A 16534-nucleotide genomic window follows, 5' to 3' on the forward strand; every position below is an offset into this window, starting at 1 on the left:
TCGAGAGCTTCTAGGGCACGCGGCGCCAGCCCGCGGCATCCCGCGTCACCGCGCCGCCCCGCTCGAACGCGTCGAGCCAGCCGGTCATGGGCCACTCGCTCCAGCGCGCGGCGAACAGCGCCCCGTTGCGGAGGATGTCGTCGAGGTGCTGCCAGGGCGGCGAGGTCGTCGGGTGGTACTGGTGGTACGCGTGGGCGCCGCCCGTCCACACGAGGGGCACCTCGCGCTCGCGCATCCGGAACGCGAAGTCGGTGTCCTCGCCGCCGTACCCCTCGTACGCCTCGTCGAAGCCCCCGATCCGTCGCCACGTCGCGGGGGAGAGCGCGAACGACAGCGACCAGAACAGCGGGTACTCGCCGGCCGTCGCGGTCCGTTCCGCCTCGTTCGGCGGCATCGGCCGCGCCGGGTGGGGCGAGGTGAGCGCGACGAGCTGCGCGGGGTCGGATGCCGACACCCCCTCGGCGAGGTACGTCACCGGCCCGCACAGCACGGCGTCCGGGTGACGGACGGCGGCCTCCCGATAGCGACGCACGAGATCCGGGCCGGGCACGCAGTCCGCGTCGAGGAAGACGAGCAGGTCGGCGCCGTCGGCGGCGGCCGCGCCCGCGTTCCGGGCCGCGGCGAGGCGCAGTCCGTCCGCGCCGGGCGGTACCCGGAGCACGGTCTCGGCGTCCAGGACGGGCGGCTCCTCGTCCCCGATCCACACCACGACACGACGCACGTCGGGCGCCCCGGCGAGGGCCCGCAACTGGAGCCGCAGGTGCGCGAGCCGGGGGCTCGAGCACAGGCTCACGACGGCGACACTCATCGCCGACCGCGCATCGTGTCGGTGATCGCGGCGGCGGCGCGCTGCGGCGCCCCCGCGACCTCCCAGCGCTCCCACTCCGGCCGCGCGGTCGCCGCCCGCTCGATCAGGTCGGGCCACTGCGCCGCGGTCGGCCACGAGTCCTCGACCTGCGCGAGGTTCGCGCGCCGGAGCGCGCGCCCCGTCTCGCGCTGCTCGTCGAACGGCCGATCCTGCGGGATCACGACCGCCGACGCCCGGGCCGCCGCCAGGTCGGCGACCGCGTTCTGGCCGGCCCACGACACGACGACGCCCGCGGTCGCCAGCACCGGCCACGGGTCGTCGGCCCACGCGCCGCCCCCGAGCGCCCGCCACGGCCGGCCGGTGGCCTTCTCGGCATCCCGAATCGCGGCCGGTCCGACGGTCCCCCCGCTCGCGAGCAGCACCACCTCGTCCGTTCGCGGCCCGTCCGCGACGCGCGCGGTGAAACGGCTGATCCCGCCCGTGTGCACGACCTTGTCGCCGAGCGCCTCGAGGTGCGGGGGCGAGAGGATGCCGCGGGCCCACGGTGCGATCACGGTGTCGGCGGCGGCGAACCCCAGCAGGTGCGGCCGATCGATGCGATGACCCGGCTGCGTGACGACGACGGTCCGCAGCCCCAGCAGGCGCGCGAGCAGGGTCACCTCGACCGAGGTGTCGACGACCATCCCGTCCCAGTGGCGCTCCGCCGCGGCGGCGGCGATCGCCGAGAGCCGGGTGCGGTGCCCGACGTGCCCGATCGGGGCCCAGTGCAGCATCCCGTCCACCGTCGGGTCGATCGGCGCGCCGCCGTCGTCGTCGCGGTCGAGCACGGTCCAGGTCCAGCCGGAGGGCAGGCCCGCGGGCGCCGCGAGGCTGCTGACGGCGTCGACCTCGGCATCCAGGTGCGGTGCGATCGCGAGCAGCCGGGTCAGGTGCCCGCGGCCGTGGTGGTGCACGTACCAGCCGAGCCGGGGCGTCCGCCCGGTCACGCGGCGGTCTCCGTCGCGAGCATCCGGGCGAACGTCGCCTCGAGGGCGTCGATGCGGGCGTCGAGCGAGAACCGGCGCTCCGCCGTCTCGCGCACGACCGCGCGGAACGCGGCATCCTTCCCGCTCGGCAGCACGGCCGCGGCCCGCTCGGTCATCGCGAGGACGTCGCCGGGCGTCACGAGCTGCATCCCCATCGTCGCGGCCGCGATCTCGGGAACGCCGCCGACCGCGAATCCCACCACCGGCGTGCCGCACATGAGCGCCTCGGGTCCGACCAGCCCGAACGGCTCGGCCCAGGCGGGGGTCGCCAAGGCGAGACCGCTCCGCCCGACGAGATTTGCGAGCGGCCCGGGCGAGAGCTCGCCGGCGTACTCGACCGCGCCGTGGACGCCCGGCAGGAGCACCTCGCGCGCGTACGACTCGTCGCCGATCCGGCCGGCGATCACGAGGCGGCGACCGAGTCGGCGCGCGACCTCGACGGCGACGTGGGGAGCCTTCTCGGGGACGATCCGGCCGAACCACACGAGGCCGTCGCCCCCGGGACCGAGCGGCCACGCGGCCGGGTCGACACCGTTCGGCAACAGCTGCGAGGGCACGCCGGCGGCATCCCACTGCCCCTTCGTGTGCGAGCTCACCGCGAGGAACCGCGACCCCGCCCCTCCCGCGGCGACGTGGGCGGCCACGCCGGCGGCGTCGACCGGCGTGTGCAGGGTCGTCACCATCGGCACGCCGAGGGCGCCCGCGCGGCGCAGCGGGAGGGGGTCGAGGCAGTGGTTCGAGACCACGTCGTACCGCTCGGGGTGGTGGGCGATCACGCTGAGCGCGCGGTCGAGCGCCGGGGCGCTCTCGCGGTGGTAGCTCTCGGGCCACGTCTTGTCGGTCGGTACGGCGTCGCCCGGCCACACCACCGGGGGCAGCCGGAACGCCGCCTCGTCGGGCAGGAAGTCCGACCCCTCGGGGGCGATGAAGGTCACCTCGTGCCCGCGGCGGCGGAGCGCATCGACCTCGGCCCAGACGGCGGACTCCAGGCCGCCCGCGTGCGGGCGACGGATCGGGAAGCGCAGCGGGGCGATCACGACGATGCGGAGCGGACGGGCGCTCACGCGGTGCGGCTCTCGAGCAGGTGCCGGTAGAGCTCCGCATGACGCTCGGCGATCGCGGCATCCGTCACGGCGCGCAGCGCGCGGCGCTCGTCGACGAGGGCGTCGCGCGCGGCGCTCGCCGGACGCGCCGACGGGGCGACCCACAGGTCGGCGAGGGCGCGCGCGAGCTCCGCGGCGTCGCCGGGCGCGAACGAGGCGACGGTGTCGTCGGCATGCTGCTCCGCGAAGAACCCGAGTCGCGGGGCGGCGACCGGGACGCCCAGGTCCCAGCACAGTTCGAGCCATCCCGAGTGCGTGCCGTGCCGGTAGGGCAGGACGCACGCGTCGAGCCTCGCCAGGGCCGCGAACAGCTCGGCGTCGACGAGACGCTCGTGCTCGACGAGGTCGAGGACAGCGGATGCCGCGCACAGCGCGCGCACCTCGGCTGCGGCATGCGCGTCCCGCACCCGATGGTGCAGGCGCACCTCGCCGCGGGCGTCGTGGCCCGCGTCGCGCAGGGCGGTGAGCGCGGCCTCCAGCGCCCGGACCGTGCCCGGTCCGTCGACGCTCGGCCGGAGGTCCTTCAGATGCACGCCGACGACGCGGCCCGCACCGAGCGCCGGTTCGATCGCGGCGGATCGCGGCAGGACCGACGGATGCGGGATGACGGTCGCGTGCCGGCCCCAGCGCTCGCGCACCGCGCGGGCGGCGCCGACCGTGAGGGTCGTCACCGCGTCGGCGCCCGTCACGAGCTCGTCGAGCTGGGCGAGGTAGCCGGAGTCGTCGGTCAGCTGCGGGTGCTCGAGGTCGTGCAGCGTGTAGACGACGGGCCAGCCGACGGCGTGGGCGGCCTCGAGGCACGCGGTCAGGTGTCCGGGCGGGAACGACTCGGTGCCGAAGTGGATGTGGAGGAGCGATGCGGCATCGGCGTGCGCACGGATCCAGGTCGGGTCGAGGGCGGCGGGCGGCCACCACACCGCGGGGTCCGCTCCGGGGGCGACGGGATCGGGGAGCACGCTCACACGCGGATCCGCCGTCGTCTGCCGGACGTACGGGTGGCCGGCGGGGACCGCGACGATCGTGATCGCTCCGGTCCTCTCCGCACCCGCGGGGGCGACGATAGGCGTGCTCGTGTCCACTGTTCTCCCTTTGACGGCGTCGCGCCGACCGAGAAGTGGGTGCGCGGGAACGCCCCGACCGTAGGCGCGTCATGCGTCGGATGGAGGGGGCTTGACCTCGCTCCCCCGGGCGGATAACCATGCCGGGTGATCTCCGCGCCTCCGCTCCTGCTCGTCCTCGGTCCGGAGGGGCACGGTGTCACGCGGTACGGCGACGATGTCGCCCGCGCCGTCGGAATCCTTCGTCCCGCCGCGCGGACGGTGCGCGTCGCGGACGTCGCCGCCGGCGACCGGGCGCTCGCCGGGCTCGACGCGGGTGCGCGCGTGCACCTCCACGCCACCGACCGCCTCTTCGGCAGCACGCCCGAGGACGCCGCGGACGTCGTCGAACGCTGGGCCGAGCGGGTGCGTCTGACCCTCACGCTCCACGACGTGCCCCAGCCCTCCGACGGCACGATGTTCGAGCGCCGCCGCGCCGCCTACGCGCGGATGGTCGCCGCGGCCAGCCGGGTCGCCGTCAACAGTCGTCACGAGCAACTGCTCATGGACGAGTTCCTGCCCGGCGTCGCCCGTGCCGAGGCGATCGCGCTCGGGGCGCGCACCGGCATCCCGCCGTCGCGCCCCGGCGAGGCGACGCGCGACCTGCGCGTCCTCATCGCAGGCTTCGTCTACCCCGGAAAGGGTCACCGTCCCGCCGTGGTCGCGGCGGCCCGGGCCGCCGACGAGCTCCGCCGCCGGGGCGAGGTCGTCGGCGACGTCGCGGTGCGCGCGATCGGCGCGCCGTCGCGCGGCCACGAGGAGGACGTCGTCCGGTTGCGGGCGGATGCCGCCGAGCTAGGCGTCGCGTTCGAGGTCACCGGATTCCTGGGCGACGACGCCTTCGCCGCCGAGCTGCTCGCCCCCGGCATCCCCCTCGCGGCGCACGAGCACGTGTCGGCCTCGCGGTCGATGCTGGACTGGGTCGAGGCGGGCCGCCGCCCGCTGGTCGTCGACTCCCGCTACGCCGCCGAGATGGATGCGCTCCGCCCCGGCACGCTCGCCCGCTACGCCCCCGACGAGCTCGCCGCCCGCCTCGTGGACGCCTGGCTCGATCCGACGTCGACGTGGCTGGCTCCCGGTGCCTCGCTCGCGCCGACGCTCGACGACGTCGCCGCGTCGTACCTCGCCTGGTGGGTGGCCTGATGCCGGAGGGCATCGGCCTGCCGGGCAACCGCTGGGACCTGCTGGACGGACGGGAGGCGACCCCCACCGTCTCGGTCGTCGTCGCGCACTACGAGCAGCCCGCGCAGCTGGCGCGGTGCCTCGCAGCCCTCGCAGGCCAGGACCACCCCCGCGACCGCCTCGAAGTGATCGTCGCGGACGACGGCTCGGCCGTGCCGCCGCGGGTGCCGGCGGGCGTCCGACTCGTCCGGCAGGCCGACGAGGGATTCCGCCTCGCCGCGGTGCGGAACCTCGGCGCGGCGCACGCGACGGGGGAGGTGCTCGTCTTCCTCGACGCCGACACGGTCCCCGAGCCGGGCTTCATCCGTGCGCTGACGCGGATGCCGGGGCTCGCCCCGGACGTCGTCGCGGTCGGGCGGCGGCGCCACGCCGACCTCGCCGACGCTCCCGCCGTCGCCGACGTGCGCGGGGTCGTCGCGGGGCGGGAGCTCCCCGAGCCCGCATGGCTCGCCGACGCCTACCGGCGGTCGCACGACCTGCTCGACGCCGACGACCGCAGCTACCGCCATGCGATCGGCGCCGTGCTCGCGTGCTCGCGGACGATGTTCGCGGCCGCCGGCGGCTTCGACGAGTCGTTCCGGGCCTACGGCGGGGAGGACTGGGAGTGGACGTACCGCGCGTGGCTGAGGGGAGCGGTGCTCGCGCACGTGCCGTCCGCGGTGGCGTGGCACGACGGTCCGGATGCGGGTGCGCGCGAGGGTACGGGCCAGACGGACCGGAACGCCGAGGCGATGCTGCTGTCGGAGCTGATCCCGGTGCCGGGCTCGCGACCCCGCGGGCTCCCGACCACGCGGATCGACATCGCCGTGACCGCGCCGGAGGGCGCCTCGGAAGCTGCCGCGTTCGTGAGCGTCGACTCCGTCGTGGCGGCGGTGCCCGGATCCGCCGCCGTCGACGCCGCGGACCTGGCGGCGGGGCGCGGCGTTCTCGATCGCGTGCGGCTGCACCTCGAGATCGTGCGACCGGTCCGCGCGGCCGCGGGCCTTCACGCGGTCGTGGAGCGGGTCGCCCAGGAGGGCCTCGGCGTCGCCAGCCTCACCGATGAGGACGGCGCGGTGCTCCTCCGCATCCGTTCCCTCCGGGCCGCGGCGCGCGAGGCACGCTGGCAGCGGGACGACCTGTTCCCCCGCACGACGGAGACCGCGGACGCGGTGCGCGAGCTGGACGGCGAGCCCGATGTCGCCGCCTACCTCGGCGGGTGGGGCTGAACACCCACGGGATTCACAGAGCGGGTCGCCTTGTGCCCGCCGCCCCTGTCTGGTTTCATAGCCGCGGGGACACCGGTCGTGCCCGCCTGGGGAGGCGAGCGCAACGGCGACGAGTGGGATCGTCGACGGCGCCGGTCTACCGTCCGCACCTCTTGCTCGGGGTGTGGGCGTTGTGGGGGAGAGCATGGGGACTGCGGGGACACTCGGCGTACACCGGACGGGTCCGACGCGCATCGACGCGCGTGCGACCACCGCGCGACCGCGCCTCGCCACGGCCGTCCGGACGCCGTACGCCGCCCCGGTCCTGCGAGCGCCGCGCGTCGCCATCCGATTGACGGAGCGCTCCGAATCACTTCCGCAGCTCTGCGCTCGCTCGGCGACCGCAGTGCGGGCACATGACGTCGCGGACGGCCCTCGAAGGGTCGCCGCGAGACGACACCGGTGCGGCGGCGATCACCCCCACCGGTGGACGGCGACAGCCGTCGGGGGGCGCTCGTGGGGAGCGTGATCCGTGGGGGGAATCCGGGGGACGAAGTGAAGAGACGACTGAATGTCGCCGTGATCGGCGCGGGATATTGGGGGCCGACCCTGGCGCGCACGCTGCGTGCCAGCCGTGAGTGGAGTCTCGCCGCCATCTGCGACCTCGACATCGACCGCGCGCGCCGCGCCGCGGACGCCGTGGGGGGTGCCCGGGTCGTCCCCGAGCTCGACTCCGTGCTGGCCGACCCGCAGATCGACGCCATCGCCATCGCGACGCCCGCATCGACCCATCACCAGATCGCGATGGCAGCGCTCGAGGCCGGCAAGCACGTGCTGGTCGAGAAGCCGCTCGCCGACACGCAGCAACGCGGCGAGGAGATGGTCGGGCGGGCATCCGAACGCGGCCTCGTGCTGATGGCCGACCACACGTCCTGCTACACGCCCGCGGTGATGAAGATGCGTGAGCTGATCGCGAGCGGCGAGCTCGGCGACATCCTGTTCATCGACAGCGTGCGCAGCAACTTCGGTCTCGTGCAGCCCGACGTCGATGTCTTCCGCGACCTCGCTCCGCACGACCTGTCGATCATGGACTTCGTGCTGCCGGGTGGCCTGCGGGCGACCTCGGTGTCAGCGCACGGATCCGACCCGTTGAACACCGGCAAGTCGTGCATCGGCCACCTCGCGATGCCGCTCGCGGGCGGGGCGATGGCGCACGTGCACGTCAACTGGCTGAGCCCGACCCGTACGCGCCGCATGGTGATCGGGGGCACCCGCCACACCCTCGTGTGGGACGACCTGAACACGCAGCAGCGGCTCACCATGTACGACCGCGGCGCGGACGTCGCATCGATCTCGCGCGCGACCGCGAAGGAGCGACGGGAGGTCAGCATCCCGTACCGGGCGGGCGCGACCCTCGCGCCGGCGCTCGAGGAGCGGGAGGCGCTCACGCTCGTCGTGAGCGAGTTCGCCGCCGCGATCCGCGAGAAGCGCGCCTCACGCACGAGTGGCGCGTCCGGGCTCCGGGTGCTGTCGATCCTCGACGCCGCCGCGGGCAGTCTGGCGGCCTTCGGTGCGCCGCATCCGATCCCGCACGCCCGCTCCTCTGCCGACGTGGCGGCATGAGCCGGTCGCGCCGCCACGGGCGAGCCCACCATGGCTGAGTCGGAGATCGGCGTCGACGCCCCCTGGCTAGGCCAGGCCGAGCTGAACGCGGTCGCCGAGGTCATCGCGAGCGGCTGGGTCGGGCAGGGCCCGAGGGTGGCGCGCTTCGAGCAGGACTTCGCCGCTCTCGTCGACGCGAACTACGCCGTTGCGACCGCCAACGGCACCGACGCCCTGCATCTCGCCCTGCTCGTCGCAGGGGTGCGGCCCGGCGAGGACGTCGTCGTCCCGTCGTTGGCATTCATCGCCATCGCGAACGCCGTGCGCTCGGTGGGGGCGACGCCGGTGTTCGCCGACGTCGATCCGCTCACCGGGACCGCGACCGGTGCCACGGTCGAGCGTGCCCTCACCCCGACGACGACCGCGGTCATCGTCACGGACCACGGGGGCTCTCCCGTCGACCTGCAGAGCATCCGCGACGTCACGGACCCCCTCGGGATCGTCGTCATCGAGGACACCGCCGGCGGTGTGGGCTCGACCTGTCGCGGTCGCCCCGTCGGTGCCGCGGCCGAGATCGCCACCTGGTCGTTCGACGGCCGCGCCATCCTGACGACGGGTGACGGCGGCATGCTCACCACGACGCACGCGGCCTGGGCGGCGCGGGCGCGGCGGCTGCGCGAGCACGGCATGATCACCCCGTCCGCCGATCCGCGTCCCGGCTCGGTGCCGCCCGCGGAGGAGTACCGGGAGGTGGGTGGGGACTCGCGCCTGACCGACCTGCAGGCCGCCGTGGGGATCGTCCAGCTCGGTCGCCTGCCCGAGATCGTACGCCGCCGTCGGCAGATCGCCGACCGGTACCGCGACGGGCTCCGGGGCGTGCGGGGGCTGCGTCTCGCGGTGGACCCCGCGTGGGGAACGGGCAACGTCGGATCGTTCTGGGTCGAGGTCGAGGATGCGTATCCGGTCGACCGCGACGGACTGCTCGCCACGCTCGCCGCCGCCGGCATCGCCGTGCGGCGGGGCGGCTCGGCGATCCACCGCCACGCGCCGTACCGTGCGCTGACACCTCCTGACGGGCTTCCCGGGTCGGAGCGGTTCGCCGATCGCACGCTCGCCCTGCCCGTCTCGCGCACGCTCACGGCCGCGCAACAGGATCAGATCGTGGCGATCCTGCGCGACCCGGGCGCTCCGGCGCTCGCGAACGCGCAGACGGTGACTCGCTCGGGTCGCTGAGCGAGGCGCTTCCGTCCCTCAGCGAGGGCGCCGTGAGCTGCGGACGCTGAGCTGCGGCATCCGCTCAGCGCGGGGCGCCGCCGTGCGTCGCGGGCTGACGGTCCGTGCCGCGCTCAGGCGGCAGAGCGGTCGCGGAAGAGCCGGCGCTCGGGCCGCGCCGGCTGATCCACCAGGCGGGCACGGACGGACGGGGGGGGAGGTCCGGCCGTGCCCGCGTGCGGGTGACGGTTCACGCATCGTGAGGAGCCGAGGATCGGCGGACGGCCTGGGAGGCCGGGGGTCCCTCGACGAGGTACCGCTTCGCCCATCGCTTCGGCTCGAGCGCGAGCCGCCACATCTTGTCGAGTCGTCCGCGCGCGCCGTCGGCGAGGATGCGCGGGACTCGATCGGTCAGAAGATCGCCGAGTGCGTCCACAGCGAGCAGGGCGCGAGCGCCCGTCAGATCGCCGTAGGTGTCGATCCAGTCGGTCTGGTGCGTCTGCAGGCAGACGACCAGGAGGTCGGCCTCGGCGTGCCGGATCTGTTCGGCGATGTCGAGGGAGGTCTGCCGCGAGCGGATCGCGGGGTGTACCGGTGTCCAGTGGCCGATGAGGGCCACGCCGGGCCGGTCGGCGACCATGCGCCGGTGGAGCTCCTCGCGCTGGGCGGGTGAGCCCCCGACGACGGCCACGCGCCAGTGCTCCGCGTCGGCGTGCTCCAGGAGGGCGCCGGGCGTCAGACCGCCGGGCATCGCGCGCTCGCGCAGACCCTCAGCGGGGTCCGAGGCGACGGGCGATGTCGGCGACGGGATGAGGCGGTCAGCGACAGCTGCCGAGAGCGGCGCGGGCGCAGCGAGGCGCGTGTGCATCACCGGACCGCCCTCGCGGTCGGGGTGACGCCGCCGGAGACCGTGGTGCGGCCACGGCTCCGGCGGCGTTCGTTCGGGCCCTGGGATGCCTCGCGCACCGATGCTTTCGTCGGATCGACGAGCGCGTCACGCAGACGCGCACCTCTGTTCCGTTCTGTCCCCATGAACGTTCCATCCCCCGAAAAACATCGGCGCAAGTGTGGCTCGCGCCCCCCGACGTGCGGATCCGATCCGCGGTTCCCCGTGTGCGACGCCGCCCCCCAGCGACATCGCTCGACGCGCCACCCCTTGGCGCACCGTCCTTCCTTTCCCCCGAACGATCCCGCCCACCGCCCCATACGGTGTGCGGGATTAAGGGCTCTTCGTACGAATCCGATGCGCGAACGAAGACGTACGAAGAGCCCAGGCAGATATGGGTACGGCCCCCAGGCTCGCCCCCACGCATTCTGCTGCCGCCATGTGCCGTGTCGGCTCCCCAAAGCTTCTGCGGCGGCGATATCGGAGACGCTACAGGCGCCGGCGGTGTCCACCAATAGGGGGACAAACCTAATCTCACGTCCCCCAAATGGGGGACAGGTAGGGAGGATGATTAGGGGGTTCCGGGGCAGAACACGGGAGGTCTGCCGAGGGCAGGGGCGGTAACGTGGCGCCTGAACACGAGCGTGCGCCCATCCGAGGCTGCCGACTCGTCGCCTTTGGGGAGGCAGACATGTGGGGGAATCTTTGGCGTGCCGCGATCGTGGGCGCCGTCATCGTCGGTGCCGGCTCGGCACCGGCATTCGCGGCCGACGGGTCGTACGTCCCGAACACTCCCGACGAGTCGGGACTGGACGGGTCGGTCGTGCAGTCGCTGTGCGTCCGCCAGGCACCGGCGATCGACTACTCGATCGTCCGCGCGGACGCATCGGCGGCTGCACGCACCGCGTCGGCGCCGTCCGCCGAGCTCGTCATCTCCGGCGACGGTCACCAGCTCTCGGTGCCGCTCACGGTGGACGACGCCGGTGAAGGGCACGGCACCGTGCTCTGGCCGGGCGTCGAGGTCGACGGCGACGGCACCGTGGAGGCCCTCCCCGGCTGGGTGCGCTCCGGCGATCAGTGGACCCCACGCGACGACGCCGCCGCGTGGACCACGGGGGCCGTGACCGCTCAGCTGCGCGTCGACGACGAGAGCATCGCCGTGCCGCTGGCCTACCCGGGCTACTCCGACACGTGCACCACGCCGACGGGGGTCGCCTCGAGCGGCACTCCCGGAACCCTGGCATTCACGGGCGGGCAGTGGCCCATCGCGGCCGCCGTCGGTGGTGCCGCCGCCGTCGCCGGAGGGCTCCTCCTGATCGCTCGCCGCCGCCGCCGGGTCGAGTCGTGACGAGGCGCCGTCGACTCCTCTGGGTCGCCGGCGCTCTCCTCCTCCTCGGCACCGTGGTCGCCGTCGTCCACGTCGGGCGATCCGCCTGGGACCTGCAGCAGGCACTGACGGTCGCGACGGAGGATGCCGCCGTCGCCACGACGGCGGTCGCCGAGGGCGACATCGACGGAGCTGAACGCGCGGCATCCCGACTCGTCGCCGGGATCGCGCCGGCGATCCCAGACGATCCGGTCTGGTCCGCCGCGGAGGCCATCCCGGGGGTGGGTGCGAATCTCTCGGCGGCGCGTCGTGCAGCCACGGCGGTCGTCCGAGTGGGTGAGGAGGTCGCTCCGACGGTGTTCGAGACGGCGCGGCGCCTGACGGATGCCGACGCCCCCGCCGCGGTCCACGCGCTGCGCGAGGCAGCCCCGGCGCTGAGTCGGGCGGCCGCCACGCAGGACGACATCGCGCGCGATCTGGCGGGCATCGACCGTACCGCCCTGATCCCCCGGCTCGCGGACGGCGTCGAGCGCGTGACCGATGCCGTCGACGATCTCCGGACGGCGATGGACGGAGCCGCACAGGCTGCCGAGCTGGTCCCGGCGATACTCGGGGCCGACGGCGACCGTGGCATCCTCATCGTCCTCCAGAACACCGCCGAGCTGCGCACCGGCGGCGGCATCACCGGAACGTTCCTCGAGCTCCGGGCGAGGGACGGCGTGCTCTCGCTCGAAGCCCAACGCGACTCGTCGGATTTCTCGCCGTCCGAGAAGCCGCTCGGCACCGTGCCCGCCGCCGAGGTCCGCGCGCTCGGGGACGGCATCGGCCGATACGTCCAGAACACGTCCATGACCGCGGACTTCCGTGTCACGGCGAACCTCGCCGCCGCGTGGTGGCAGAAGTCCGGCGGGTCGGCCCCGGACGTCGTGGTGTCGATGGACCCCGTCGTCCTGGCGGCGATCCTGAAGGCGGTCGGCCCCGTCGAGACGCGTTCGGGTGCGCTGGATCAGTCGAACGCGATCGATCTGCTGCTCGTCGAGCCGTACCGCACCCTCGATCAGGACGCCCAGAGCCGGTACTTCGCGGATGCCGCAGGGGCCGTCTTCACGGCGGTGACCGAGCGTGCCCGCCCGCTCACGCTGGTCACCGCGCTCGCCGGCGTCGTCGACGAGGGGCGCATCTCGATCTGGAGCCGCGAGGCGGAGGAGCAGGCGGTTCTCGCCGGTACGGCGTTCGCCGGTCCGCTCGCCCGCCTCGAGGCGGCCGGTCCGGATGCGTTCGCCGTGTACTTCAACGACGCCACCGGCGGCAAGCTCACGCCCTACCTGACCGTCGGGCTGCAGACCCGCTCGGGTGTCTGTCGCGCCGACGGCCTGCGAGAGGTCGAGGTGGCCGTCGACCTGGGGAATACGCTGGCGGCGGCGGATGCGTCGTCGCTACCCCTCAGCGTCACCGGCGGCGGGGCCTACGGTGTCAAGGCGGGCAACATCGCCCCCACGGTGACGGTCGTGACGCCGCGCGGCTGGTTCGCCGGCGGCGTGACGCTCGACGGCGCGCCGGTCACATCCGTCGACGCGCAGGACGACGGTCGTCTCTCGGTCACCCATCGGGTCGAGCTGTCGCCGGGAGGATCCGACGTGCTGACCTTCCGATTCGTGGCCGGTCCCGACGTGCAGACGGACGGTGCGGAGCCACGGCTTCTGCACACGCCGCTCCTCGCTCCCGTCGACGTGCGCTCGGGTCGGATCGGTTGTCCGGCCGCCTGATCCTCGTCGTTCACCTCAAGATCTGGCGTCATGCCTGTTCCGGCGGTGCGCTTTCCTTTAGCATGTGAGAGCCATCCCCCATGGGTTGCCGAACCGTTCCCCAAGCGGTGTCGACGCGTACTGTCCCCAAACTTGCGCGTCTCCGGCGACCTGGATGGTTTCGCGGACCCTCTCCCGCCGCAGTCCCCACTGAACTGGCCGGAGGGGGTCCGCTCTTCTCGAGCGGTCCTCGTCAGCGGCTGCCGCCCGCGTCGGTTGCGCCGTCGTCGGTGCCGACGATCGCCTGCAGCTTGGCGATGAGGTCGGTGCGCGAGGTCGCGCCCAGCCGGCGGCGGATGCGCGCGATGTGGTGCTCGGCCGTCCGAGGTGAGATGAAGATCGCCTCGCCGATCTCGGCGTACGTCATGCCGCTGAGCACCAGGCCGGCGACCTCGCGCTCCCGGGCGCTCAACAGCCCGCTGTCGCCGAGGGCCACGTCGTTGCCCGAGACCCCCGGTCCGGCGTTCGGGTGCAGGGCGCGGGCGAAGGTGGCGAGGCGCGTGCCGGCGCGGCGATCGCGGGAACGCTCGGAGAGCGAGATCGCCAACCGTGCGCCCTCCCAGGCGAGCCCCACCTCGGCCAGGCGCGAGGCGATCTGCTCGATGCGATCGATGTCGCCGTCGTCGACGCGGCTGCGCGACCACTCGCCGACCGCCGCCGACAGGGTTGCGGCGAGGCGGGAGCCGCGTGCCGCGGCCGACAGCGCGCGCGCCGCGTGCGCCTGTCCGTGCGCATCCCGTGCGAGCAGCGCCCGATGGTAGGTCGACCAGTGGAACGGCGTCGACCACGTCGACGGGTCGCCGAGACCGTGCAGGATGCCCGACAGCGCCTCGATCGTGGGCAGGACACGCTCCGAGTCGTCGAACAGCGGGGCGGTCTCGATGAACTCGCGCAGCGGGTGCAGCAGGTAGAGGTCGGGTTCGACATGGCGGACGTCGTCCCGCACCCGCTCCCACAGCGCGCGCAGCTCGTCGAGCGACCCGTAGCGCCGTACGTGCGCGAGCATGACCGAGTCGCGGACCAGCACTTCGCGGCTGCCCAACGGCAGAGCCGAGGCGTCGACGTCGGCGAGTCGCGCCGCGGATTCCTCCGGATGCTGCCGGTGCACCGCGACCCACGCGGCCCACAGAAGCAGTCGCGAGCGGGCCCAGGGGCCGCCGTGCTCCTCCATCAGCGCATCGGCGAGGAGGTTGCCGGCCGTATCGAGCTCGCCGATGTTGATCGCGCCGATCGCCGCGATGACGGCGGGCAGCTCGGGCACAGGCCCGTGCTCGTTCGAATCGCCGTACGTCGCGCTGGCCCGGATGAGCTCGTCGAAGGCGGTGCCCGTCGCGGCGGCGAGGGATGCCGCGAGCCCCCGCAGCAGCTTCACGTAGGCGACGTGGAGGGTGGTCGGGATGCCGCTCACTCCGCTGTCGACGATGCCGAGCGTGTCGTGCATCGGCCTCGCGTCGCCGGTGCCGAAGGCCGAGAGCGCCCCCTGTGCACGCAGGACGAAGTCCGTGGTCGGTCGGGCGCGGTAGGTCGCGGCGCCGGCGCGGAGCAGACCGCGGGCGCTCCACGCCGAGCCGAGGATGCGCAGGGCCTCGTCGCCCTCGTCCCCGGTGGCCCCCCGGACGATGGCGTCGACGAGGGATGCGGCCTCGTCGACATCCCCGCGATGCCAGGCCATCCGAGCCTTGCGGATCGCGATGAGCGGCGCGTCGTCGCCGGCCGCGAGCGCGGCGTCGTAGAGCTCCGTGGCGCGCAGCGGATCGTAGCCGGCCGCCTCGTCGGCCTGGCCGCGAAGGGCGAGAGCCAATCGCGGGTCCAGATGACCGCCGAGAGAGGTGGCGATCTCGAGGTCGAGGGGCGAGAGCGGGGCGGTGTCGAGCAGGTCGATGAGCTCGGCGACAGGGGTCATCCGGGCGACGGTCGTCCGGACGATCGGCACGGGGCGCCCGCCACGCAGCAACAGTCCCTCGGCGTGGCCGCGGGCGAGCGACTCCATGGCCGCCCCGTCGATGGTGGGGGGCAGGCCGTCGCCTGCGAGGCTGGCCAGACGCACGATGCGCGCTGTCTCGGGGTCGAGGGTGTCCAGCCGCAGGGCGATGACTTCGCCGACGGCGCGGGCGACCCGTTCGTGGGAGTGGTCGTGGCAGAAGCCGTCGCCGTGCGCGGCGAGGGCCTCCTTCACGAGCCAGGTGACGGATGCCGCCATCTGCACGATCGCGCCGACGCAGCCGGTGTCGATCGAGCGTCCGGCCGCGGACAGCGCGCGGAGGACGTCCTCGGTGTCCACCTGACCGAGGGCGAGGGCGGGGTGCGACTGTTCGATCCGTCGGATCAGCGCCGTCAGGGTCGACGGCCACGGCGACGGCCGACAGGCGAGGATGAGCCCGGTACGCGGGTCGTCGAGCGAGGCGGTCAGCGCGTGCAGCTCGTCGTCGGCGAGGAGATGGCCGTCGTCGATGATCCGCGTGTGGGGGAGGGTGGGGAGGCGATCGGCGATCTGCGCGAGCAGCGGCGACTTGTCGGACCCCGCAGGACCGATGACGACGAGGCGCAGCGGTCGGTCCGGTTCCGAGAGGGCCCTCTCGACGTGGCTGAGCGCGAGCTGAGGCCACAGCGGGAGGGCGGGCGGAAGGTCGGCGGACAACGCAGCGAGAGCCATGCGTATCCTTCTCCCTCCGTCGGGACGAGCACCCCGCTTTCTCGCGCCGACCGCCTCGCGCCGATGTTCCCCGTCGCCCGTGTCGGGTTTCGCGTCCGATCCGGGATTTCCGCGCGCTGCAGACTGCAGTGAATCTATCATTTCCGCGCTCCTCGGCGGTGCCGGATGTGGAAGTCGACAGCCTGTGGCAGGCCTCGGCGGGTCGTGAGTCACGACCCCGAGAGGCGAGGCTCACCTAACTTCGAAAAGGCGACTGATCGGGCAGATTTCTTGCGACTAAGGCTGTCCAACCTCCGGGGGCCGCGGAATACCCTCGAACCACCACGACCCTGGAGGCTTCCATGAGCATGACCCTCGATGACCTGCCCCGCGTGTCCGAGTGCAACGCCCTCGGCTGCTCCTACAACGACCACTCGCACTGCCACGCCGCCGCGGTGACGATCGGCGGCGCCCCCGGTGATGCCGAGTGCGCAACCTTCATCCCCCTCGGCACGAAGGGCGGACTCGACAAGGTCGTCAGCCACGTCGGCGCCTGTCAGCGCTCGGAGTGCGTCTTCAACTCGTCGCTCGAGTGCACGGCATCCGCTGTCCGCGTCGGACCCGGAGCCGAGTCCGCCGACTGCCTCACCTACCAGGCGGCCTGACGA

The 16534-nt window shown here is 73.8% G+C and carries 13 protein-coding genes; 7 read left to right on the top strand and 6 right to left on the bottom strand.

The genetic code is table 11. The annotated features are described in order from the left end of the window. Positions 1–10: 10 nt before the first annotated feature. Genes AYL44_RS12860 through AYL44_RS12875 form a run of 4 tightly spaced genes read right to left on the bottom strand, consistent with a single transcriptional unit; the run spans position 11 to position 4015 of the window. The gene (locus AYL44_RS12860) at positions 11–808 is read right to left on the bottom strand and encodes a glycosyltransferase family 2 protein (protein WP_064003678.1); all 798 of its coding nucleotides are present in this window, start codon (positions 806–808) and stop codon (positions 11–13) included. Continuing rightward, the gene (locus AYL44_RS12865) at positions 805–1794 is read right to left on the bottom strand and encodes a hypothetical protein (RefSeq protein WP_064003679.1); all 990 of its coding nucleotides are present in this window, start codon (positions 1792–1794) and stop codon (positions 805–807) included. The genes AYL44_RS12860 and AYL44_RS12865 overlap by 4 nt, the downstream gene beginning before the upstream one ends. Continuing rightward, on the bottom strand, positions 1791–2897 hold the full coding sequence (locus AYL44_RS12870) for a glycosyltransferase (RefSeq protein WP_064003680.1): 1107 nt from the start codon (positions 2895–2897) through the stop codon (positions 1791–1793). The genes AYL44_RS12865 and AYL44_RS12870 overlap by 4 nt, the downstream gene beginning before the upstream one ends. Further along, complete coding sequence (locus tag AYL44_RS12875) at positions 2894–4015, bottom strand: glycosyltransferase (protein WP_064003681.1); 1122 nt, start codon at positions 4013–4015, stop codon at positions 2894–2896. The genes AYL44_RS12870 and AYL44_RS12875 overlap by 4 nt, the downstream gene beginning before the upstream one ends. A 126-nt stretch (positions 4016–4141) precedes the next feature. On the opposite strand from AYL44_RS12875, the gene AYL44_RS12880 reads away from it, so the two are divergent. The 4 genes from AYL44_RS12880 to AYL44_RS12895 all read left to right on the top strand — a co-directional run bounded on the left by AYL44_RS12880 (position 4142) and on the right by AYL44_RS12895 (position 9237). After that, the gene (locus tag AYL44_RS12880) at positions 4142–5176 is read left to right on the top strand and encodes a hypothetical protein (protein ID WP_064003682.1); all 1035 of its coding nucleotides are present in this window, start codon (positions 4142–4144) and stop codon (positions 5174–5176) included. After that, complete coding sequence (locus tag AYL44_RS12885) at positions 5176–6423, top strand: glycosyltransferase (protein WP_064003964.1); 1248 nt, start codon at positions 5176–5178, stop codon at positions 6421–6423. Before AYL44_RS12880 ends, AYL44_RS12885 begins: the two co-directional genes overlap by 1 nt. 534 nt (positions 6424–6957) lie before the next feature. Beyond that, a complete protein-coding gene (locus AYL44_RS12890) occupies positions 6958–8025 on the top strand; it encodes a Gfo/Idh/MocA family protein (RefSeq protein WP_082886210.1) in 1068 nt (355 codons plus the stop codon). A gap of 30 nt (positions 8026–8055) precedes the next feature. After that, on the top strand, positions 8056–9237 hold the full coding sequence (locus tag AYL44_RS12895; RefSeq protein WP_064003683.1) for a DegT/DnrJ/EryC1/StrS family aminotransferase: 1182 nt from the start codon (positions 8056–8058) through the stop codon (positions 9235–9237). Positions 9238–9466: 229 nt separating this feature from the next. On the opposite strand, the gene AYL44_RS12900 is transcribed toward AYL44_RS12895, so the two are convergent. Then, complete coding sequence (locus tag AYL44_RS12900) at positions 9467–10084, bottom strand: WecB/TagA/CpsF family glycosyltransferase (RefSeq protein WP_231872822.1); 618 nt, start codon at positions 10082–10084, stop codon at positions 9467–9469. A 709-nt stretch (positions 10085–10793) separates the two neighbouring features. Here AYL44_RS12900 and AYL44_RS12905 point away from each other — a divergent pair. Together AYL44_RS12905 and AYL44_RS12910 are read left to right on the top strand one after the other, a co-directional pair. Continuing rightward, positions 10794–11450, top strand: a complete 657-nt coding sequence (locus AYL44_RS12905; RefSeq protein WP_064003685.1) for an LPXTG cell wall anchor domain-containing protein — start codon at positions 10794–10796, stop codon at positions 11448–11450. After that, positions 11447–13195: a DUF4012 domain-containing protein gene (locus tag AYL44_RS12910; RefSeq protein WP_064003686.1), complete on the top strand. Its 1749-nt coding sequence runs from the start codon at positions 11447–11449 to the stop codon at positions 13193–13195. The genes AYL44_RS12905 and AYL44_RS12910 overlap by 4 nt, the downstream gene beginning before the upstream one ends. Before the next feature lie 232 nt (positions 13196–13427). On the opposite strand, the gene AYL44_RS12915 is transcribed toward AYL44_RS12910, so the two are convergent. After that, positions 13428–15887, bottom strand: a complete 2460-nt coding sequence (locus tag AYL44_RS12915) for a helix-turn-helix transcriptional regulator (protein ID WP_064003687.1) — start codon at positions 15885–15887, stop codon at positions 13428–13430. A gap of 341 nt (positions 15888–16228) precedes the next feature. Here AYL44_RS12915 and AYL44_RS12920 point away from each other — a divergent pair, with 341 nt between their 5' ends. Next, positions 16229–16531, top strand: coding sequence for a DUF1540 domain-containing protein (locus AYL44_RS12920; RefSeq protein ID WP_064003688.1), 303 nt, complete (start codon positions 16229–16231; stop codon positions 16529–16531). Positions 16532–16534: the final 3 nt, after the last annotated feature.

It is taken from the genome of Microbacterium oleivorans (genome assembly GCF_001644225.1).
Classification (GTDB): Bacteria; Actinomycetota; Actinomycetes; order Actinomycetales; family Microbacteriaceae; genus Microbacterium; species Microbacterium gawkjiense.